The sequence below is a fragment of the Micromonospora sp. NBC_00617 genome (genome assembly GCF_045161355.1).
GTDB lineage: Bacteria > Actinomycetota > Actinomycetes > Mycobacteriales > Micromonosporaceae > Micromonospora.
In genome coordinates, this window is record NZ_CP107751.1 from 1,134,029 (window position 1) to 1,153,409 (window position 19,381).

17 protein-coding genes and 3 pseudogenes are annotated in these 19,381 nt (G+C 69.5%); 13 read left to right on the top strand and 7 right to left on the bottom strand.

Going from position 1 to position 19,381, the window contains the following annotated elements:
• Positions 1-106 precede the first annotated feature (106 nt).
• Entirely contained in the window at positions 107-1,600 is a 1,494-nt protein-coding gene (zwf, locus tag OG505_RS05105; RefSeq protein WP_405431348.1) for a glucose-6-phosphate dehydrogenase, read from the bottom strand.
• A 346-nt stretch (positions 1,601-1,946) separates the two neighbouring features.
• On the opposite strand from zwf, the gene OG505_RS05110 reads away from it, so the two are divergent.
• The gene (locus OG505_RS05110) at positions 1,947-2,444 is read left to right on the top strand and encodes an LURP-one-related/scramblase family protein (RefSeq protein WP_405431349.1); all 498 of its coding nucleotides are present in this window, start codon (positions 1,947-1,949) and stop codon (positions 2,442-2,444) included.
• Positions 2,445-3,057: 613 nt separating this feature from the next.
• Here the strand turns inward: OG505_RS05110 and OG505_RS05115 are convergent.
• Positions 3,058-3,375, bottom strand: a pseudogene (locus OG505_RS05115) (pyruvate dehydrogenase (acetyl-transferring), homodimeric type); the annotation flags it as partial.
• Positions 3,376-3,525: 150 nt separating this feature from the next.
• Between OG505_RS05115 and OG505_RS05120 the strand changes: the two are divergent.
• Both OG505_RS05120 and OG505_RS05125 read left to right on the top strand, forming a co-directional pair.
• Positions 3,526-4,087, top strand: a pseudogene (locus OG505_RS05120) (transposase family protein); the annotation flags it as partial.
• A 13-nt stretch (positions 4,088-4,100) separates the two neighbouring features.
• Positions 4,101-4,259 (top strand): universal stress protein, encoded by a 159-nt coding sequence (locus OG505_RS05125; RefSeq protein WP_405431351.1) that lies wholly within the window; start codon positions 4,101-4,103, stop codon positions 4,257-4,259.
• A gap of 122 nt (positions 4,260-4,381) precedes the next feature.
• Here OG505_RS05125 and OG505_RS05130 read toward each other — a convergent pair whose 3' ends face one another.
• The 3 genes from OG505_RS05130 to OG505_RS05140 form a co-directional block, all read right to left on the bottom strand.
• On the bottom strand, positions 4,382-5,596 hold the full coding sequence (locus OG505_RS05130; protein WP_405431352.1) for a globin domain-containing protein: 1,215 nt from the start codon (positions 5,594-5,596) through the stop codon (positions 4,382-4,384).
• A gap of 27 nt (positions 5,597-5,623) precedes the next feature.
• Positions 5,624-6,052 (bottom strand): RrF2 family transcriptional regulator, encoded by a 429-nt coding sequence (locus OG505_RS05135; RefSeq protein ID WP_405431353.1) that lies wholly within the window; start codon positions 6,050-6,052, stop codon positions 5,624-5,626.
• 347 nt (positions 6,053-6,399) lie between these two features.
• Complete coding sequence (locus tag OG505_RS05140; protein ID WP_405431355.1) at positions 6,400-6,828, bottom strand: LuxR family transcriptional regulator; 429 nt, start codon at positions 6,826-6,828, stop codon at positions 6,400-6,402.
• A 431-nt stretch (positions 6,829-7,259) separates the two neighbouring features.
• On the opposite strand from OG505_RS05140, the gene OG505_RS05145 reads away from it, so the two are divergent.
• The gene (locus OG505_RS05145) at positions 7,260-7,634 is read left to right on the top strand and encodes a DUF488 domain-containing protein (protein ID WP_405431356.1); all 375 of its coding nucleotides are present in this window, start codon (positions 7,260-7,262) and stop codon (positions 7,632-7,634) included.
• Between the two features lie 415 nt (positions 7,635-8,049).
• Here OG505_RS05145 and OG505_RS05150 read toward each other — a convergent pair whose 3' ends face one another.
• The gene (locus OG505_RS05150) at positions 8,050-8,667 is read right to left on the bottom strand and encodes an STAS domain-containing protein (RefSeq protein WP_405431358.1); all 618 of its coding nucleotides are present in this window, start codon (positions 8,665-8,667) and stop codon (positions 8,050-8,052) included.
• A 132-nt stretch (positions 8,668-8,799) separates the two neighbouring features.
• Complete coding sequence (locus OG505_RS05155) at positions 8,800-9,237, bottom strand: STAS domain-containing protein (RefSeq protein ID WP_405431360.1); 438 nt, start codon at positions 9,235-9,237, stop codon at positions 8,800-8,802.
• 133 nt (positions 9,238-9,370) lie between these two features.
• Here OG505_RS05155 and OG505_RS05160 point away from each other — a divergent pair, with 133 nt between their 5' ends.
• The 9 genes and pseudogenes from OG505_RS05160 to OG505_RS05200 all read left to right on the top strand — a co-directional run bounded on the left by OG505_RS05160 (position 9,371) and on the right by OG505_RS05200 (position 19,380).
• A complete protein-coding gene (locus tag OG505_RS05160) occupies positions 9,371-10,060 on the top strand; it encodes a response regulator transcription factor (RefSeq protein ID WP_405431362.1) in 690 nt (229 codons plus the stop codon).
• The gene (locus tag OG505_RS05165; RefSeq protein ID WP_405431363.1) at positions 10,057-11,412 is read left to right on the top strand and encodes a sensor histidine kinase; all 1,356 of its coding nucleotides are present in this window, start codon (positions 10,057-10,059) and stop codon (positions 11,410-11,412) included. Before OG505_RS05160 ends, OG505_RS05165 begins: the two co-directional genes overlap by 4 nt.
• Positions 11,409-11,972, top strand: coding sequence for a GerMN domain-containing protein (locus OG505_RS05170; RefSeq protein WP_405431365.1), 564 nt, complete (start codon positions 11,409-11,411; stop codon positions 11,970-11,972). Before OG505_RS05165 ends, OG505_RS05170 begins: the two co-directional genes overlap by 4 nt.
• 199 nt (positions 11,973-12,171) lie before the next feature.
• A pseudogene (locus OG505_RS05175) lies at positions 12,172-12,744 on the top strand (cation:proton antiporter); the annotation flags it as partial.
• A gap of 28 nt (positions 12,745-12,772) precedes the next feature.
• Positions 12,773-13,051 (top strand): TrkA C-terminal domain-containing protein, encoded by a 279-nt coding sequence (locus OG505_RS05180; RefSeq protein WP_405431367.1) that lies wholly within the window; start codon positions 12,773-12,775, stop codon positions 13,049-13,051.
• 56 nt (positions 13,052-13,107) lie between these two features.
• Complete coding sequence (locus OG505_RS05185) at positions 13,108-13,290, top strand: hypothetical protein (RefSeq protein ID WP_405431369.1); 183 nt, start codon at positions 13,108-13,110, stop codon at positions 13,288-13,290.
• A gap of 134 nt (positions 13,291-13,424) precedes the next feature.
• Positions 13,425-15,218 carry a thiamine pyrophosphate-dependent enzyme gene (locus OG505_RS05190; RefSeq protein ID WP_405431370.1) on the top strand — a complete coding sequence of 598 codons (1,794 nt, stop codon included), beginning with the start codon at positions 13,425-13,427 and terminating at the stop codon, positions 15,216-15,218.
• Positions 15,215-18,295 carry an FAD-binding and (Fe-S)-binding domain-containing protein gene (locus OG505_RS05195; protein ID WP_405431372.1) on the top strand — a complete coding sequence of 1,027 codons (3,081 nt, stop codon included), beginning with the start codon at positions 15,215-15,217 and terminating at the stop codon, positions 18,293-18,295. Before OG505_RS05190 ends, OG505_RS05195 begins: the two co-directional genes overlap by 4 nt.
• Entirely contained in the window at positions 18,292-19,380 is a 1,089-nt protein-coding gene (locus OG505_RS05200) for an enolase C-terminal domain-like protein (RefSeq protein ID WP_405431374.1), read from the top strand. The genes OG505_RS05195 and OG505_RS05200 overlap by 4 nt, the downstream gene beginning before the upstream one ends.
• Position 19,381 lies beyond the last annotated feature (1 nt).

A 19,381-nucleotide genomic window follows, 5' to 3' on the forward strand; every position in this document is an offset into this window, starting at 1 on the left:
TAGTGCCCCACTCGGCGTCGGTCAGGTCAGACGGGTACCGCCGCACTCGATCCATGCCCGTCTACCGATCGAGCTACGTGCATCGACCGGACCCAGTCTGGCGGGGTCACGCGGAGTTGCGCCACGTGCGGCCGTGCCGGCCGATGAGCCGGTCGGCGTCGGTCGGGCCCCAGGAGGCGGCCTCGTAGGTGGGAATCGGCGAGTTGTCCTGCTTCCAGTTGTCGATGATCGGGTCGACGATCCGCCAGCACTGTTGCACCTCGTCGCTGCGGATGAACAGCGACGCGTCACCGATCAGCGCGTCCAGGAGCAGACGCTCGTACGCCTCCGGGGACTCCTCGGCGAACGTCTGGTCGTAGGAGAACTCCATCGTGGCGGTGCGGACCCGGAAGGAGTGGCCCGGCACTTTGGCACCGAAGCGCAGCGAGATGCCCTCGTTCGGCTGGATTCGCAGGATCAGCGCGTCAGCATCGAGGCCGGTGAGCTGGTCGGTCGGGATCGGCAGGTGCGGCGGTCGCTGGAACTGCAGTGCCACCTCGGTGAGCCGGGCCGGCAGGCGTTTGCCGGTGCGTACGTAGAACGGCACCCCGGCCCAGCGCCAGTTGTCCACGTTGAGCCGCATGGCGGCGTAGGTCTCGGTCCGCGACAGGGGGTCGACGCCGGTCTCCTCGCGGTAGCCGGCCATCAGCTCCTCGCGGGTGCCGCCCCGGGTGTACTGTCCCCGGACCGCGGCCTCGGCGATGTCCCGGTCGGTGGGGAGCCGGATCGCCTGCAGCAGCTTCACCTTCTCGTTGCGCAGGCCCTCAGCCTCGAATGAGGCCGGTGGCTCCATCAGTGCCAGCGCGAGGACCTGGAGTACGTGGTTCTGCACGATGTCCCGCATCGCGCCGGCGTCTTCGTAGAAGCCGCCGCGGCTGCCGACGCCGAGGGTCTCGGCGACGGTGATCTGCACGTGGTCGACCCAGGAGCGATCCCAGATGGGCTGGAAGATCGAGTTCGCGAAGCGCAGCGCCAGCACGTTCTGGACGGTGTCCTTGCCCAGATAGTGATCGATGCGAAAGACCTGGTGCTCGTCGAACGCGCTGTGCACGACGCCGTCGAGCTCGCGGGCCGTGGCCAGGTCGCGCCCGTACGGCTTCTCGATGACCAGGCGGGAGAAGGAGCCTTCGCGTGGCTGGTTGAGCCCGACACCGGCCAGTCCGTTGATCACCGGCTCGAAGGCCCCGGCCGGGGTGGACAGGTAGAAGAGCCGGTTGCCGGACGTGCCCCGCTGTGCGTCCAACTCGTCGAGGGTCTCCACGAGCCGCTTGTAGGTTTCCGGGTCGTCGTAGCCGCCGGCCACGTACCGCACGCCACTTTGGAGTTGGCGCCTGCTGGCGAGAGTGCGGTCGCCCAGGGCGCTCTCGGCGAACTGCTCGTCGGTCATCGACGTGCGCGCGACGCCGACCACCGCGAACTGGTCCGGGAGCCGCTCGTGCCGAGCCAGGCTCTCGATAGCGGGCAGCAGCTTACGCCGGGTCAGGTCACCAGAGGCACCGAAGATCACCAGCGTGGCCGGCGGGGCACTCCGCTCCTGGATGAGCTGGGTTGCGTGGTCCATTGTCTACGTTCCTCCGGGCACAAGGGGTGTGGGATCGGGGGTGTCGTGCGGTCATGTCGGTAATTGTGCGGCTGTGGCGGTGGTGTCCGGGGGCCACGCGGCGTGGCCCGTTGGTCGCGGAGCTTGAGCGTCGCATGCCGGGCTTACGGGTAGGCGCTTCGGTGCGGTCTGCCGGCGTACGAGGTGGTAAAGATGATCGTGGCCAGGCAGCCCGCGGAGGTCAACCGGGGCTCACCGACGGTCGCACCGGGGACCACCAGGATGACCAGGTGATCGTCGTGACGCACCGGCCGAAGCCGCCGCAGCGCGGCCGGCAGGTCGGTGCTCGGTGGGGGAGAATCGAATCATGTTTGTCATCAGGGAGCGATTCTTCTCAATCGGCGACGACTTCGACGTGCTCGACGAGCACGGCACCAAGGTCTTCCACGTCGACGGCAAGGTGCTCAGCGTCCGCAACAAGGTCGTCATCGAGGATGCCGCCGGGCATGAGGTCGCCACGCTGCACCGGCACCTGGTGGCGCTGCGTCCCACGTACGAGATCCGGATCGGCGGCGAGAAGGCCGCAGAGGTCCGCAAGAGGCTGCTCACGCCGTTCCGCGACAAGTTCACAATCGACGTGCCCGGGCCCGACGACCTGGATATGAAGGGTGACCTGCTCAACCACGAGTACGTCATCGAACGCGACGGCACCGAGGTGGCCACGGTGTCCAAGCGGTGGCTGACAATCCGGGACACCTACGCCGTGCAGGTCAGCGCCGGCGTCGACCCGCTGCTCATCATCGGCAGCGTCCTCGCGCTCGACCTGGCCATGAACCGCGACAAGAAAAAGGACGACGAGGACTGACCCCCGGACGGCAGCCGGATCGCTCGTGGTCGGGACGGTCAGGCCCTGCGCGGGCCGTCGACCAACTGACCTTCGCCGACTTCGCCCTTGGGTGAATCGGCGAAGGCACGGCACTCACGAGGACCGGTCACCCGGGCGGCACGTCGTTCTCGACCCGCAACTCGTGGCCGATCTGCACCTGGTAGATGTCGCCCATCGCGATGTGCTCCAGGCACTTGGTGACGTACTGGCGTGTCGAGATGGGTCGACTGCATGGGGTACGCCTTCCTCTGCCTTTCAGCAGGTGAGCAGTAGTACGTCGGCTGACAGTTGCGCCGTGACCTTGACCAGTTCCAGCGCCGCGGACCCGAGGTGCGCGCGGGAACGGTTCTGGGCGTCTCCGCGTACCGACACGTCCACCATGCCAGCTGCCCAATCGCGGTCCGTACTGTTGAGAAGGCGTTGCCAGTCGCGCGAAGAACCGCGAGCTCATACCGCGTCGTCGTCGGGGATTGGGCCGAAGGTTGCGGATGCCTTGCGGAGCGTGTCTGATTCCACTGCTCCACTCGCCGTCAGCTCCTGGATCACGCGTAGAGCGATTGAAGGACCATCGATACGGAAGTGGCGGCGCAGCGTCTCGGACGATGTGGCCGAGTTCGTACGCGTAGGCCGCGTCGTAGGCCAGGCAGGCCGGGTTGGTGGAGGCGATCAGCAGCGACTGGCCGTCCTGGTGTTGCAGGCCCTCACCGTTGAGCGTGGTCCGGCCGGCGGTGGCGCCGAGCAGGAAGCCGCGGGTCATCTGGTCGGCGGCCGCCCAGAGGCCGTCGCCGGTGCGCTGAAACCCGAACATCGAGTAGAAGATGTACAGCGGGATCATCGGTTCGCCGTGGGTCGCGTAGGACGTGCCGACGGCCGTCCACGACGCGGTGGAACCGGCTTCGGTGATCCCCTGAGCCCTTTCCAAGCTGATCTTGCAGCTTAGGGCGGGTGTAGCGAGCCCGGAGATCGATGAGGGCGAGGCTCCAGGTAAGACAGCAGTCGACCAAGATCCGATGCCCCGACCGGGAGCCTCGCCTGTGCTGTCCTACCCCTCGACGATCCCGCGCTGCTTGCCTTGGCCCACCTGCGCAACGGCGACACCTACACCCGGCTCGCCGCCGGGTTCGAGGTCGGCATCGCCACCGCCTGGCGCTACGTACAGGAAGCAATCGTGCTGCTCGCCGCGGTCGCCGAGGACCTGGCCAAAACACAAGCGCCATGGCGTGAACGTGCAGGTCATCGCCGACGCCGCCGGTCGGCTCGTGTGGGTCTCACCGGCACTGCCCGGCTCGGCGCACGACCTCACCGCCGCCCGCATCCACGGCATCATCGACGCGCTGACCAGCGTGGATGTGATGACCTTCGCCGACAAGGGATACCAGGGCGCCCGCGGCAGCGTGCGCACACCGTTCAAGCGGCGCCGCTTCCGGCCGAAGCTGTCACGCCGGCAGAAGGCAGTGAACCGGGCGCACGCGAGAATCCGCGCTCGCGGCGAACGCGCCATCGCCACCCTCAAGACCTGGAAGATTCTGACCAAGCTGCGCTGCTGCCCACGCCGCGCCACCCCGATCGTGCAGGCCATCCTCGTCCTGCACCACACCGAAGCGAACCGCTACGCAGGATGAAAATGGCTCATTGATGACTCTCAGCCGTCGAACTTCGGCCAGTCTGCTCGTTGTCGGTTCGCGCGGCCTGGGCGGCTTCCGTGGACTGGTGATGGGATCAACGTCGCGTAGCCTGATCGATCATGCGCCGTGCCCGGTGATGGTGGTCCCCTCGGACCGCGACGCGGATTGACAGGTCAAGGCCAAGCATGGCAGCTCCGGCGTGGGACACAACCTCCGACGAGGTTCGTCCCGCCCCGGATGCGTCAACCATGCCGATCAGCTCCGGCGGCAGCGTCTATCAGTAAGTGTTGATCAGACGGTTGCGGGGATCGGGGTGGACCGCCACTGTTCCGAGCCGAAGACTTCGTAGCGGATCTGTTCGTCGTTCACCCCACGGCGGTGTAACCCGGCGCGCACCGCTTGCATGAATGGCACCGGGCCGCACAGGTAGACGTCGGCGCCGGGGTCGAGCGGGATGCTGTCGGTGTCGATGAAGCCCTGGTTCGCACCCGGGGCGTCGCTCGCTTCCTCATACCAGACGACCGCGGTGAAGGATGTCAGCCGGGAGCCGTGGCTGTGCATGTCCTGTCGAAGCGGGTGTCGTTCGGGATTGCGGTCGGCGTGCACGGTGGTGACTTCGCGGGTCGGCTGGGTGCGGGCCACATGATCCAGGATCGCGGCCATCGGGGTGATGCCCACCCCAGCGCTTACCAGGACCAGCGGCGCGGTGCTGTCGCGCAGCGTCAGGTCGCCGTACGGGTGGCTCAGCCGGAGCCGGGAGCCGGCCCTCACCCCGTCGTGCAGGAAGTTGGAGACCACGCCGTCCGGGGTGCCTCCGCTGCCGCGTACCCGGCGGATGGTGATCCGCAGGGTGCCGCCGGTGGCTGCCTGGGAGAGGGAGTACTGCCGCAGCTGGCGGCTGCCGTCCGGCAGGTCGGCGGCGACCGTCACGTACTGGCCCGGCAGGAAGGCGGGAGTCGGCCGCCCGTCGGCGGGGGTCAGGATGAACGACACCGTGTCGTGCGCTTCGGCGATTTTCTTCGCTACCACGTACTCGCGCCACGGGTTGGCGCCGTCGACTCCGGCCTCGGCGTAGAGGCGTGCCTCGCGACCGATCAGCCGGGCGGCGAAAAGCCAGTAGACCTCGTCCCAGGCGGCGGCGACCGCCGGGGTGACCGCGTCGCCGAGGACGGCGCCGACGGCGCCCATCAGGTAGCGACCGACCGTGGTGTACTGCTCCGGGCGAATGCCCAGCGCACAGTGCCGCTGCGCGATGCGTTCGACGAGGTGGTCGAAGACCACGGCGTCCGGTCCCGCTCCGACGAGGTGCGTGGCGAACGCGGCCACCGCGCCGGCCAAGGCGCTCTTCTGCTCACCCGTGGCCTGCGCGCTGCGGCTGAACAGATTGAGCAGCTCCGGGTTCTCGCCGAGCATCGTGTCGTAGAAGATTCCGGAGATCTGGTCGAGGTGCCTGCCGACGATCGGCAGGGTGGCCTCGATGACTGGGACACTGGTGGTAGACAGCATGGTTCCTCCAGGCGAGCAGTGGGACGGTTACCGGCGGCCGAGGCTGAGCAGCACCTGCCGGGCAGGCGGTGCGCTCAGGTCAGCGACGGTGATCGGGTCGAGGGTGGCGTAAAACGCCTCCTGGGCGTGGCGCAGCGCTCCGCGCAGCCGGCAGGCCTGGCTCAGCGGGCAGGCCCGCTCGCCTTCACAGTCGGCGACTTCGGTCTCGCCCTCGAGCTCACGCACCAGGCCACCGATGGAGGTGCTGTGCGCGGTGGCGGCGAGGCGGACGCCGCCGCTGCGGCCGCGGACGGTCTCCAGCAAGCCCAGGTGTTGCAGCCGCTGCACCACCTTGGCCAAGTGATGCCGAGGGACCACGAGTGCCTCGGCCAGCTCGTCGATGGTGAGCCGGTCGTCGCACGCCGCACCGAGCATGAGGATGCGAAGACTGATGTCTGTGGATCTGTTGAGCCGCACATCGCAACCCTACCGATAAAGAGAATCCCAGACTCCTCTTTATGGGAGGTGTCACGGAGATCGCACCCGCGGAGACGGAAGCCTGAGGATGTGCCGGCCGAGGCCCAGCTAGCGGTCGACTCGTGGCTGGCCTCCGAGGCGGCGCGAGTCCACCGCGGGAAACCTCGGTGCGGGAAACCGTGGGCACCGGCCACCGTTGAGTACGTGGCCGAGTGCCAAGTAGCCGCGGGGCGTAGCCACTGCGGGTATCGGCGGGCCGCAGCGACACCATGGGTCTGGCCATCATCGACGTCAACGGCCGCGACCGACCTGTACGGCCGCACGTTCCCAACGATGCGTCGTCTTGGTCAGCGCAGACGTGTGTTCACAGGCCAGCGTTGACTCCTGCTCCGACGCTGACAGGAAGCGGCCCGATCGGTATTCGCTTCGTCAGCCGCGATCGACGGCGTGGGTTCAGCCGCGGTGAGCAGCACGACCGTGTCGTCCAGCGCGATCACCGTGTGCCATGTTCCGGGCACAACCAGCAATTCTCCGGGGAAGCCGTCCGTTGTGTCATCGCCGACAGTGACCCGTACCCGACCGCGCAGCACCTGCACGGTCGCATTGGCGCGATATTCGTGCTCGTCCAACTCTTCGCCACGGGTCAACGCGATCACGGTCTGGCGGAGCGGACGCAGACGTCCACCATCAACGATGCGCATGCCCAAGCGACTCGACGCGCCGAGTTCATGGCTCAGCAGCCCATCGGCGATCGCGGTCAACGACAACTTCTCCATCACTAACTCCTTCTCGTTTCACGGGCGATCACGTCGGCGACGGCTCCCGCGGCTACCACCGGTTGTCACGGTGGCGCTCGGATCGTCGTGACCACGCTGCTCGGAGGGCCGCTGGTGCCGGCGGTGCGCTGGGGGAGGGCGTGACCTGACCACCGACGCTGACTGTGGCGGCTCCTTGCCGACCAGGCCCGACCGCGTACGTTGCCTCGACCACGATCAATGATTGCCTGTGCCTCGGACCTGCACAGGTGTCGTCACCAGTCACGTCGACCGCCCCAACCTGCCGACCATCGGCAGTGCGGTGATCACGACACCGGCTTGCCAGACATCTGTCCCGCGACGAGCGCACCACGCGAAGATTGGCGGGACCCTGACACGGTGGTCGCCGTGGTAGTCGCGAGCGATCAGCGCATCCACATCAAGGAGGACCGATGAAGGCGGTGACCATTCGACGGGTCTACGACGGTCTCTCGCCCGATGACGGCGTTCGGGTGCTGGTCGATCGGGTGTGGCCGCGTGGCTTGACCAAGGAAGCGGTCTACCTGGACGAGTGGATCAAGCACATCGCGCCGTCCACCCCGCTGCGCCGCTGGTACGGCCACCAACCCGAGCGATTCGTCGAGTTCCGGCGCCGCTACCTGATCGAACTGCAAGACGTTCAGTCGCAAGTGACGATCGAGCGGCTCCGGAAGCTGGCCAGCACCACTCCGATCACGCTGCCTGACTGCCAGCAAGGACATCGAACACAGTCAGGCAGCAGTCCTCATCGACCTTCTGCGCGGCAATGGCCTGCAGACCGGCGATGATGTCCATGCACCGACGTGGTGAGCTCCTCGCGGCGGCGCCAGGTCGTGACGACGGCTAGTGAAAGGGACCAGGAGTGGTGGGCGGTCCAGTCGGCGCCGAGCGTGTAAGAATGCTGGTCAGGGCTTTAATGGGTTTTCGCCTTGCGGTGTCTCTACAAGAGGGCCCATGATCTGCTGCTGCCGGGTGGTCCAGTCGCCGCTCAGGCGTTGGGCGACCAGCGCCTCGATCCGCAGATCCTCGCGGTCCGGTTGGGGCTGGTCCGAGTCGTCGGCAAACCAGTTCTCGCCTGGTAACGGGCAGTGCAATTAAACGGGACTCCCTGTGGTTGAGCGGTGCGGAATCCGCAGTTGGTATTCCATGCCCGTGTCGAGCCAATATTGGTCTCATCGGCTAGCTCACCGTTGAGGGCTGCGATCAGGAGCGAGCGGTTGTCGCGGCCGGGGAGGCCAGAGAACCCGACAGCGCCCCGCCAGACAGCTGATCGAGGGCATCGTCACGGCTGTCGAAGATCGGGAACGCCGCCTCCAGGCGCATGGTGTGCAGGACCGTGCGGATGAACCGCGACGGCGCGGCCAGACACAGCGTGACGCCACGGTCGCGGGCATCACAGTGGGCGCGGACGAGGAGCCCGAGACCGGTGGAGTCGATGACGTGCACCTGGGTGAGGTCGACCACGACGTGTCCCCCCATGTCGGCCGCGTGGCGCAGGGCGGCGCGCAGGGTGTCACCGGTGTCGAGGGAGATGTCGCCAGTGGCGACGACGACGGTCACGTCGTCAAGGTGGTCGATGCCGAGGATGCCTCCCGGACCGTGGTTGTCGCACTGCGCGGTGCCGCCGCTGGCAGTTGGCAGCAGGCTGCAGTGCGGGCAGCGGTGCGGACCGGTGGCGAAGGGGGAGCCGCTCCAGCCCTGCTCGGATACCAAGGTCCAGACGACCTCGGCGTCGGGGAGCACGCACGCGCTGGCCCGGACGGAATCGCCGCAGGTGTCGCAGATCAGTGTCATCAGGTGGTCGTCCGGGACGACGGTCATTCTGGTGTCCTTCCGGGGGGTTGGACTGATGCTCTGGAAGCCCGCGCGTAAGGAGTCAGGCGCAAACGACGCCGTCTGTCGTCAATGGCGGAGGCGAGAAGCGTGCCCACGCCGATCTGACTACCGGGCTCGTCAGCGCGGGCCTTGCACCGACGCTCGGCCATGAGCGACCAGCGCCGGCTGTGCCGAATCAGGCTGATGCCCCTCGGTCGGTGGGACGGGCGCGCACGACGGGGAGCTGGTGACGATCTGCAGGACCCGGTCGAGACGGGCGTTGTGCAGGATGCGCGCGATACGGGGATTCGGGTCACGGATGGTGAGGACACCGTCGGCACGCGCCAACCGCCGGTGCACCTCGAGCAGCAGGCCGATCGCGGCGGCGTCAATGTGCCGGCACCTCGACAGGTCGATGATGACCCGCTGGGGATGCAGGGCCAGCAGTTGGTCGAATACGGCTCCGGCCGCCGGCAGGCAGTTCCGGTCGAGTTCGGTGACGCCTACCTCGACCAGCGGTAGCGTGCACGGCGTAGGCGCCAGTGGCCCTGTCACAGGCGTGCCCCTCCCATTCACGGACCCAGTCGCCTACGACCGTGCCGTGCCCACTTGGCGGTCACCGCGCGGATATATGACAGTTACGTGACAAATCCGTCGGCCGGTCGTCAGGGTTGGCTGGCGGGCCCCTGGTCTGGGGATGATGCCGGGTATGACGGCCGTACTGGTGATCGAGGACGACGACCGCATCCGCCTGGCGCTGCTGCTCGCCCTCGAGGACGAGGGCTACGAGGCCGTCGGTGCGGCCACCGCCGAAGAGGGCCTGCGCGCCCAACGCCGTGCCCCGGCCGACTACGTGCTGGTCGACCTGATGCTGCCCGGCCTGGACGGCTTCGAGTGCATCCGGCAGATCCGCCGGGATGACGACGTGCCGATCGTGGTGGTCAGCGCCCGCGACGACACCCACGACATCGTGGCCGCCCTGGAGGCCGGCGCCGACGACTACGTCGTCAAGCCGGTGGCGATCAAGGAGCTGACCGCCCGACTGCGCGCCCTGCGCCGCCGTGCCCGGAGCACCGTCTCGGGGCAGGTGCCGGAGCCGGTGCCCGTGCTCGCCTTCGGTGAACTGGAGATCAGCCCCGACGCGGGCGAGGTCCGCTGCGCGGGCCAGCCCGTACCGGTCACCCGCACCGAGTTCCGGCTGCTCTGCGAGCTGGCCGAGCACGCCGGCCGGGTGCTGTCCCGCCAGCAGTTGCTCAGCCGTGTCTGGGGGTACGACAACGGTGATGAACGGCTCGTCGACGTGCATGTCGGCCGGCTGCGGCAGAAGATCGAGCCGGATCCGGCGAACCCGAAGCACCTGGTGACCCTGCGGGGTCTGGGCTACAAGCTGCAGCGATGAGACGTCTCGGCCTGCGCACCCGGGTCACGGCGGCGTTCGCCGTCGGCGCGCTCCTGCTCGCGGCGTCGATGGCTCTCGTCTCCTACGAGTTGACCCGCCGATCCCTGATCGACGAGCGGGAACGCACCGCCCTACGCGCCGCCTACTTCGACGCCACCGTCGTCCGCGCCGGCCTGGACACCGACACACCCGACGTGGTGGAGGTGCTCCGGTCGCTGGACACCGGCGGCAGCCGGCGGCCTGTGCTGCACCTCGACGGCGAGTGGTACGCCCGCACCGCCGACCCGGGCACCACCACCGCCATCCCGGCCGACCTGCGACAGGTCGTCGCCGCTGGTAAGCCGGCGGTGCAGCGTGTCCGCGTCAACGGCCAGACCGCCCTGGTGGTCGGGGTGCCCCTGTCCGCGACGGCGACGTACTTCGAGGTCAACTCACTGCTCGAGTTGGAGCAGACGTTCCGAGTGCTGGCCCTCGCGTTGACCACCGTTGCGATCATGGTGGCCGGGTCCGGCGCCGCCCTCGGGTGGTACGCCACCCGGCACGGCCTGCGGCCGTTGACGGCGGTCGCCGACGCTGCTGAGAAGATCGCCGCCGGTGACTTCACCGCCCGCCTCGACCCGGCTACGGACCCCGACCTGACCCGGTTGTCGTCCTCGTTCAACCAGATGGTCGACCGGCTCGCCCACCGCATCGAACGCGATCGCCGCTTCGCCGCCGACGTGAGCCACGAGCTGCGCTCGCCATTGCAGACCCTGGCCGCGGCGGCAAGCGTCCTGGCCCGCCGCCGACAACACCAGGACGAGCGAACCGCTCTCGCGGCCGGGCTCGTCGCCGACGAGATCGACCGTTTCCAGCGGCTGGTCAACGACCTGATCGACCTGGCGCGCAGCGACCAGCCTGCCGACCGCACTTCGGTGGACGTGGCGGCGCTGGCCCGCGACGCCTGCCACACCCTCGACCTGCCGGGCTCGATCGTTCACCTCGCCTCGGCCACGCCCGCGACCTGGCGGGTCGATCGGCGACGCCTCGCGCAGGTGCTGGCGAATCTGCTCGACAACGCCGTGACCTACGGCGGCGGCCCGACGTCAGTCGTGCTCAGTCACGACGGCAGCGCTGGCGTGATCGAGGTCGACGACGGAGGCCCGGGGGTGCCTGTCGAGGACCGCGAGGTGATCTTTGAACGCTTCGTTCGTGGTCGAGCCGCCCACACCCGTGGTGCCGGTGACGGCACCGGTCTCGGCCTTGCGTTGATCGCGCAGCACGCCGCCGCGCACGGTGGCCACATCACCGTCACCGACCGCCCCGGCGGCGGCGCCCGCTTCCGCATCACCCTGATGGACTGCCTGACATGAACCATCGTCGTCTCGTCGCGGTGGCGTTCGTCGCGCTGCTGACCGGTTGTGGCATCCCGGCCGATGACGCGCCCCGTACCGTGCAACCCCCGCCGGGCCCGTTTCAGAGGTCGACCCCCGCCGATGCCACCGCGCCGGCCGGCCCCGCCAGCGAAACGCTCTGCATGGTCCGCGGCAATCGGATCATCCCGGTGCCCCGACGCGCCGACCGCCCAGCCACGATCGGAGACCAGCTGCGGGATCTGCTCGGCGGACCCACCGCCGCGGAACGCGCCAAGGACCTCACCAGCGCGCTGCCGGGGGCAGTCAACGCCGCCGGTGTGACAGTGACTGGCACGCAGGCCCAGGTCGCGGTCGACGAACCCGGCGACGATGCCGGCCGCAGCGACGAGGTCCTCGCCTTCGGGCAGATCGTCTGCACCCTCACCAGCCGCGACGACGTCACCTCCGTGACATTCCTGCGCAACGGCAAGCCACTGGCCGTACCCCGCGCCGACGGCTCGCTGTCCGACCAGCCCCTCGTCCGCGCCGACTACACCCCACTGATCAACCCTCGTTGATCTCAGCCCCACGCGGCAGCTTCACCACGACGAGGTGCTCAGTCCCACACTGTCACCTCCTGCGCCACGAGGGCTCGCCCTCCTTCGAAAGCCCGGTACGGTCCTGCAGATCCAAGGCGATAGCGGTATGCGAGGGCGCGGTGGGAAAACGACGTCACCGTGCCCCGTACGCTCACCGATTGCGGCGTAGCCAGTTCGGATGGACGTTCCGACAGCACGAGCAGGGTCCCGTCGGTCAGGTCCGCTCATCCTGCAACTGATGCGCCGCGTATCACTGCCGGACGAGAGTCTCTACCCGCTCCAGGTGCTGTTCGCCGCCGTGTCGATCTACGGCGTGGCGACCCTGGCCCGCGGCTCCGGGTTCCTCGCGGCGTTCCTTGCCGGCATCGTCGTCGGCGACGCCCGCGCGCCCTTCAAGCGGGAGATCCAACGCTTCCACGGCGCCCTGGCCAGCCTCGGCGAGATCCCGGCCTGCTCGGGCCTGATCGGCCTGATCGTGTCCTTGCGCAGCATGGTGACCGAGCGCGCCTGGCTCACCGGCCTGGCACTGGCCGTGCTGCTTACATTCGTGAACCGGCCGATCGTGGTCGGCGGGCTGCTCACCGCGGTCCGCCTGCGCTGGGGTGAGCGGATCTTCGTGGTCTGGTCCGGCCTCAAGGGCGCGGTGCCGATCCTGCTGGGCACCTTCATCCTCACCGCCGACCTGGAGCAGGACCTGCGACTGTTCGACATCGTTCTCGCCGTGGTCGCGTTCTCGATCGTGGTGCAGGGCGGGCTGGTCCCGCTGGTGCCGGGTGCCGATGCGGACCACGCCGCTGCAACCGTGGGCCGTGGGCATCCGGGTGCAGGGCGAGCCGGTCGGGCTGCGGCACTACACGGTCGCGTCCGGCGCCCCGGCCGACGGCCGGCCGCTGTTCGAGCTGAGCCGGGACGAGGGCGTGTGGGTGAGCCCGGTCAGCCGCGACGGCGAGCAGGTCCGGCTCGGGCGCGCGACGGTGCTGCGGGCCGGCGACGAGGTGCTGGTGGTCGGCGGTGAACAGCCCGCCGCGGAGCGGGTATTTACCGGTCGGGACGAGTGAGTGTTTCGTGGGCGGCCCGCCGGGTAGCCGGCGGCCTCGGAAAGGTGGTGGGTCGGGTGAATCTCGGCAAGCTCGGTGACGTGGTGGTGGGAACGGCGGGTGACGTCGCCGGCAGCGTGGTGGACCCGAAGGCGGGCCTCGGGAAACTGCGTTCGGCGATCACGCCGCGCGCGGTGGCCCTGCTCGCTGGCGGACTGCTCCTCGGTTACCTGGTGGCCCGGTCCCGGCGCCGGTCCTGACGCTGCTCAACGGCCGAGCAGGCGGCGGATCTCCGGGGCGGCGGGGTACGCGAGTGGATCTAACACCGTGCGCATTGCCGTGACCGAGGTCGAGGACGGCTGCCGTCCGGCGGCGGGAACGGGCCGAGGACGGGATGAACCCCCGGAACGAGGAGGACGACGTGCAGGAGATCGTGGGCGAGAGCCTGGCCCGACGCCTGGTGGAGTGGGGGGTCGACACCGTGTTCGGCCTGCCCGGCGACGGCATCAACGGCCTGATGGAGGGCTTCCGCCGGCAGCGGGAGAAGCTGCGGTTCGTGCTGGTGCACCACGAGGAGGCGGCGGCGTTCATGGCCACCGGCTACGCCAAGGCCACCGGCCGGCTGGGGGTCTGCTGCGCTACCTCCGGCCCCGGAGCGATTCACCTGCTCAACGGGCTCTACGACGCGAAGCTCGATCACGTGCCGGTGTTGGCGCTCACCGGCATGCAGGAGACCTCGGTGCTGGGCTCGCACTACCAGCAGGAGGTGCACACCACCCAGCTCTACCAGGACGTGGCGTCGTACAACCTGATGGTCACCAACCCGCAGCAGATGCCGGCGGTGGTGGACCTGGCGATCCGCAACGCGTTGAGCAAGCGGACGGTGGCGCACCTGACGTTCCCCAACGACGTCCAGGTCGCGGCGGCCGACGAGGACCCGTACCGGCACGTCAGCCCGGGCAAGCCGCCGATGAGCGCGGCGGTGGTGTCGTACCCGCAGCTACCGGCGGACCCGCGGGAGCTGGCGAAGGCGGCCGAGGTGCTCAAGGCCGGCCGGAAGGTCGCCATGCTGGTGGGTGTCGGTGCGCGGGCCGCCCGCGCGGAGGTCCTCGCGGTGGCCGAGGCCCTCGCGAGCCCCATCGTCAAGACGCTGCCGGGCAAGCTGGTGGTGCCCGACGACCACCCGCTGACCACGGGTGGGCTCGGTCTGCTCGGCACCGCGCCGAGCGAGGAGCTGATGGAGGAGTGCGACACGCTGCTGATGGTGGGCACCTCCTTCCCCTACGCGAAGTACCTGCCCGGTCCGGGGCAGGCGAAGGTGGTGCAGATCGACGTCGACCCGAGCCTGATCGGGATGCGGCTGCCGGTCGAGGCCCCGGTCTGCGCGGACGCCCGGCTGGCGCTGCGGGACCTGCTGCCGATGCTCGACCACGGCCCGGACCGCTCGTTCCTGAAGAAGTACCAGCGCAAGATGGACGAATGGCGCGCGGAGATGACCAGCCTGGTGGACCCGCAGCGGTCGCCGATCGCGCCGCAGTACCTGATGGGCTGCATCGACGAGGCCGCCGCCGACGACGCCATCCTGACCTGTGACTCCGGCACGATCGCCACCTGGTCGGCGCGGCACTGGACCATCCGCGGCGACCGGGAGTTCTACCTGTCGGGCAACCTGGCCACGATGGCGCCCGGCCTGCCCTACGCGATCGCCATGCAGCACGCCTACCCGGGCCGGCAGGTGATCGCGTTCGTCGGTGACGGCGGATTCGCCATGTTGATGGCCGAGTTCCTCACCGCGGTCCGGCACGAGTTGCCGATCAAGGTGGTGATCAACAACAACAATTCGTACGGGCAGATCCTGTGGGAGCAGATCATCCTCGGTTACCCCGAGTACGCGGTGCGGCACCGTCAGCCGGAGGCGGACTTCTCGACGTGGGCGCGCGGCTGCGGCGCGTTCGGGGTCAAGGTGACCGACGTGAAGGCCCTGCCGGGCGCGATCCGGGAAGCGCTCGCGCACCCCGGGCCGGCGCTGGTCGACTGCGACGTCAATCCCAATGAACCGCCGATGCCCGGCAAGATCAAATACGACCAGGCCAAACACTTCACCGAGGCGTTCCTGCGCGGCCAACCGCACAAGGTCGCCACCCTCGCCACCGTCGCCCGTGACAAGTTCAACGAGCTGCGTTCATGAGCGAGGTTCTGCTGCCGGAACCGGCCCTGCGTCCGCCCGAACCCGCTCACGACATCGACCTGGACGCCCTCGCCGCCGACCTGCGCCACGCGGTCGACGGGGAGGTCCGCTTCGACGCCGGGTCGCGCGCCGCGTACTCCACCGACGCCTCCAACTACCGGCAGGTGCCGCTCGGGGTAGTGGTGCCCCGCACCGTGGAGGCGGCGGTCGCCGCCGTCGCGGTGTGCCGCCGCCACCAGGCGCCGCTGACCTCGCGCGGCGGTGGCACCAGCCTCGCCGGTGAGTGCACCAACACGGCCGTGGTGCTGGACTGGTCCAAGTACTGCCACCGGCTGATCGAGGTCGACGAACAGACGCGGACCTGCCTGGTCGAGCCGGGCATCGTGCTCGACGAACTCAACGCCGAGCTCAAGCCGACCGGGCTGGAGTACGGACCGCGTCCGGCCACCCACGACCACTGCACGCTGGGCGGCATGCTCGGCAACAACTCCTGCGGTGCCACCGCCCAGCGCACCGGCAAGGTGGTCGACAACATCGTGGAGCTGGAGGTGCTGCTCTACGACGGCACCCGCATGTGGGTGGGGGAGACCACCGACGACGAGTACGACCGGATCCAGCGCGACGGTGGCCGCAAGGCGCACATCTACCGGCAGTTGCGGGCGCTGCGCGACGAGTACCTGGCCGACATCCGCACCCGCTATCCGGACATTCCGCGTCGGGTCTCCGGCTACAACCTGGACAGCCTGCTGCCGGAGAAGACCTTCCACGTCGCCCAGGCCCTGGTCGGCTCCGAAGGGACACTGGTCACCATCCTGCGGGCGCGACTGAAGCTGGTGCCGATCGTCAAGGCGCAGACGATGGTGTTCCTCAGCTACCCGGACATCGCCTCCGCCGGAGACGACGTACCGCGGATCCTGGAGCATCAGCCGATCGCGCTCGAAGGCATCGACGACAAGCTGGTCAGCTTCGAGCGGCGCAAGCGCCTGCACCCGCACGCCCTGCAGGAGCTACCTCCCGGCGGCGCCTGGCTGATGGTCCAGCTCGGCGGCGAGACGCCGCAGCAGGCGCGGGAGGCGGCCGAGCGTCTCATCGCCGCGGTCCGTCGGGACGGCGGGCCGCGGGTGCACGAGTTCGCCGACCCCGCCGACGAGAAACGGATGTGGGGAGTCCGGGAGTCCGCGCTCGGCGCCACCGCGCACGTGCCGGACGCGGACAACACCTGGCCCGGCTGGGAGGACTCCGCGGTCGATCCGCGGCGGCTCGGCGACTACCTGCGTGACCTGCAGCGCCTCTACCGGGAGTACGGCTACGAGCAGGCGTCCCTGTATGGACACTTCGGGCAGGGGTGCGTGCACACCCGCATTCCGTTCCAGCTGCGTACGGCCGACGGGATCAGGGATTTCCGGTCCTTCATCGAACGCGCCGCCGATCTGGTGGTCTCCTACGGCGGCTCGTTCTCCGGGGAACACGGCGACGGGCAGGCGCGAGGCGAACTGCTGCCCAAGATGTACGGCGATCGGCTGACCAGGGCGTTCGGTCAGTTCAAGGCGATCTTCGACCCGGACGACCGGATGAACCCCGGCAAGGTGGTGCCGCCGTACCGGCTGGACAGTCACCTACGGCTCGGTGCCGACTATGACCACGGCGCCGTCGACACGGTCTTCGCCTACCCCGATGACGGGGCCAGCTTCGGCAACGCGGTGCTGCGCTGCGTGGGAGTCGGCAAGTGCCGCCGCCAGGAGGGGGGAGTGATGTGCCCCTCGTACATGGTCACCCGAGAGGAGGAACACTCCACCCGAGGTCGGTCCCGGCTGCTGTTCGAGATGCTCGACGGCACCGCCCGTGGCGGCACGATCGGCGACGGCTGGCGCTCGGAGGCGGTGCGCGACGCCCTCGACCTCTGCCTGGCCTGCAAGGGGTGCAAGGCCGACTGCCCGGTGAACGTGGACATGGCCACCTACAAGGCCGAGTTCCTGCACCACCACTACGCCCGCCGCCTGCGCCCCCGCGCCCACTACTCGATGGGCTGGCTGCCGCTGGTGGCTACCGTCGCCGCCCGGCTGCCACGTACGGTCAACGCGCTGGCTCAGGCCCCCGGGCTGAACCGGCTCGCGAAGACCGTCGGTGGCATCGACAAACGCCGTGACATCCCGGCGTTCGCCCCGGAGTCGTTTCAACACTGGTTCGCCCACCGCACCCCCAGCGGCGACGGCTCGCGCGGGGAGGTGCTGCTCTGGCCGGACACGTTCACCAACTACTTCCACCCGGGGGTGGCGCGCGCCGCGGTGGAGGTCCTGGAGACCGCGGGCTGGCGGGTACGAGTGCCGGAACAGCCGGTGTGCTGCGGGCTGACCTGGATCTCCACCGGGCAACTCGGCGTCGCCAAGCGGGTGCTGCGTCGCACCGTCGACGTGCTGCGCCCGCACCTGCGCGCCGGCACGCGGGTCGTGGGGTTGGAGCCGAGCTGCACGACGGTGTTCCGCAGTGACGCGCACGAGCTGTTCCCGGCCGATGACGACGTGACCCGGCTGCGGGAGCAGACCGTCACCCTCGCGGAGCTGCTGCACGACCACAGCCCGGGCTGGCAGCCGCCGCGGGTCGAGGCACACGCCCTGATCCAGACCCACTGCCACCACCACGCCATTCTCGGCACCGCCGCCGACCAGGCGCTGCTGTCCGCCGCCGGGGTGGACGCCGAGTTCCTGGATTCGGGCTGCTGCGGTCTGGCGGGAAACTTCGGCTTCGAGAAGGGCCACTTCGAGGTGTCGGAGGCATGCGCGGAGCGGGTGCTGCTGCCCGCCGTCCGGGACGCCGCCGAGACCGACGTGATTCTCGCCGACGGGTTCAGCTGCCGCACCCAGGTCGAACAGAGCGCCTCCGGCGGACGGTCGGCCCTCCACCTGGCCGAGCTGCTGCGCGCGGGCCTGCACGACCGCACCGTGCCGCGTCGGCCGGAGCGCCACTGGGGTGACCGGCCCCACCCGCCGTCGGTGCTCGCCCGCTGGACGGCGGCGGGGGTGGTCGGCGTCGCCGCGCTCGCCGGGCTGGGCACCCTGCTGCGGCGGTGGACGCGGTGAGCCGCATCCGGCTCACCGCCGAGGCGTACCGGGTGCCCACCGACGCCCCGGAGGGAGACGGCACCCTGGCGTGGACCAGCACCACCCTGGTGCTGGTACGCGCCGACGCCGACGGAGAGACCGGGCTGGGCTGGACGTACGGGCCAGCGGCCGTCGTCGCGGTGGTGGCGGATCTGTTCGCTCCGCTGGTCGCCGACCTCGACCCGGACGACGTACCGGCGGCCTGGACAAGCATGCGCCGCAGGCTGCGCAACGCCGGCCGGCCGGGCGTCGCCGGGCTCGCCCTGTCGGCCGCGGACTGCGCGCTGTGGGATCTCAAGGCCCGCCGGCACGGGCTGCCGCTGGCCCGGATGCTCGGCACCGTCCGCCGGGAGGTGCCGGTCTACGGCAGCGGCGGCTTCACCACCTACGACGACGAGCGCCAGCACCGGCAACTCGCCGGCTGGGTCCACGAGCAGGGCATACCTCGGGTGAAGATCAAAATAGGGGAGTCGTGCGGCACGCAGGTGCCCCGGGACCTCGCCCGGATGGCGGCGGCCCGGCGCACCATCGGCGACGACGCCGAGCTGTACGTCGACGCCAACGGCGCCTACCAGCGCAAGCAGGCGATCCGGGTGGCACATGCCGCGGCCGAGTTGGACGTGCGCTGGTACGAGGAGCCGGTCAGCTCCGACGACCTCGCCGGTTTGGGGCTGGTCCGCGACCAGGTCCTGCCGGACGTGGCGGCGGGGGAGTACGGCTTCGACCTGACCTACTTCCACCGGATGACGCCGTTCGTGGACTGCCTGCAGATCGACGTCACCCGCTGCGGCGGGATCAGTGAGTTCCTCCGTGCCGCCGCGGTCGCCGCCGCGGCCGGGCTCCAGGTGTCCGGGCACTGCGCCCCGCACCAGCACCTGCCGGTCGCCGCCGGCGTCGAGAACCTGCGACACCTGGAGTGGTTTCACGACCACGTCCGGATCGAGTCGATGCTCTTCGACGGCACGGAGCCGGCGATTGGCGGCGCGGCGCGGGTACCGCTGGACCGGCCGGGCAACGGTGTGCAGTTCCGCTCGGATCTCGCCCAGCAGTACCGGGTGGCCTGAC

Excerpts from the sequence above, each read along its gene's own strand:
- zwf (WP_405431348.1), bottom strand. The coding sequence starts at position 1,600 with ATGGACCACGCAACCCAGCTCATCCAGGAGCGGAGTGCCCCGCCGGCC.
- OG505_RS05110 (WP_405431349.1), top strand. The coding sequence starts at position 1,947 with ATGTTTGTCATCAGGGAGCGATTCTTCTCAATCGGCGACGACTTCGAC.
- OG505_RS05125 (WP_405431351.1), top strand. The coding sequence starts at position 4,101 with ATGACTCTCAGCCGTCGAACTTCGGCCAGTCTGCTCGTTGTCGGTTCG.
- OG505_RS05130 (WP_405431352.1), bottom strand. The coding sequence starts at position 5,596 with ATGCTGTCTACCACCAGTGTCCCAGTCATCGAGGCCACCCTGCCGATC.
- OG505_RS05140 (WP_405431355.1), bottom strand. The coding sequence starts at position 6,828 with ATGGAGAAGTTGTCGTTGACCGCGATCGCCGATGGGCTGCTGAGCCAT.
- OG505_RS05145 (WP_405431356.1), top strand. The coding sequence starts at position 7,260 with ATGAAGGCGGTGACCATTCGACGGGTCTACGACGGTCTCTCGCCCGAT.
- OG505_RS05150 (WP_405431358.1), bottom strand. The coding sequence starts at position 8,667 with ATGACCGTCGTCCCGGACGACCACCTGATGACACTGATCTGCGACACC.
- OG505_RS05160 (WP_405431362.1), top strand. The coding sequence starts at position 9,371 with ATGACGGCCGTACTGGTGATCGAGGACGACGACCGCATCCGCCTGGCG.
- OG505_RS05165 (WP_405431363.1), top strand. The coding sequence starts at position 10,057 with ATGAGACGTCTCGGCCTGCGCACCCGGGTCACGGCGGCGTTCGCCGTC.
- OG505_RS05170 (WP_405431365.1), top strand. The coding sequence starts at position 11,409 with ATGAACCATCGTCGTCTCGTCGCGGTGGCGTTCGTCGCGCTGCTGACC.
- OG505_RS05180 (WP_405431367.1), top strand. The coding sequence starts at position 12,773 with ATGCGGACCACGCCGCTGCAACCGTGGGCCGTGGGCATCCGGGTGCAG.
- OG505_RS05190 (WP_405431370.1), top strand. The coding sequence starts at position 13,425 with ATGAACCCCCGGAACGAGGAGGACGACGTGCAGGAGATCGTGGGCGAG.
- OG505_RS05195 (WP_405431372.1), top strand. The coding sequence starts at position 15,215 with ATGAGCGAGGTTCTGCTGCCGGAACCGGCCCTGCGTCCGCCCGAACCC.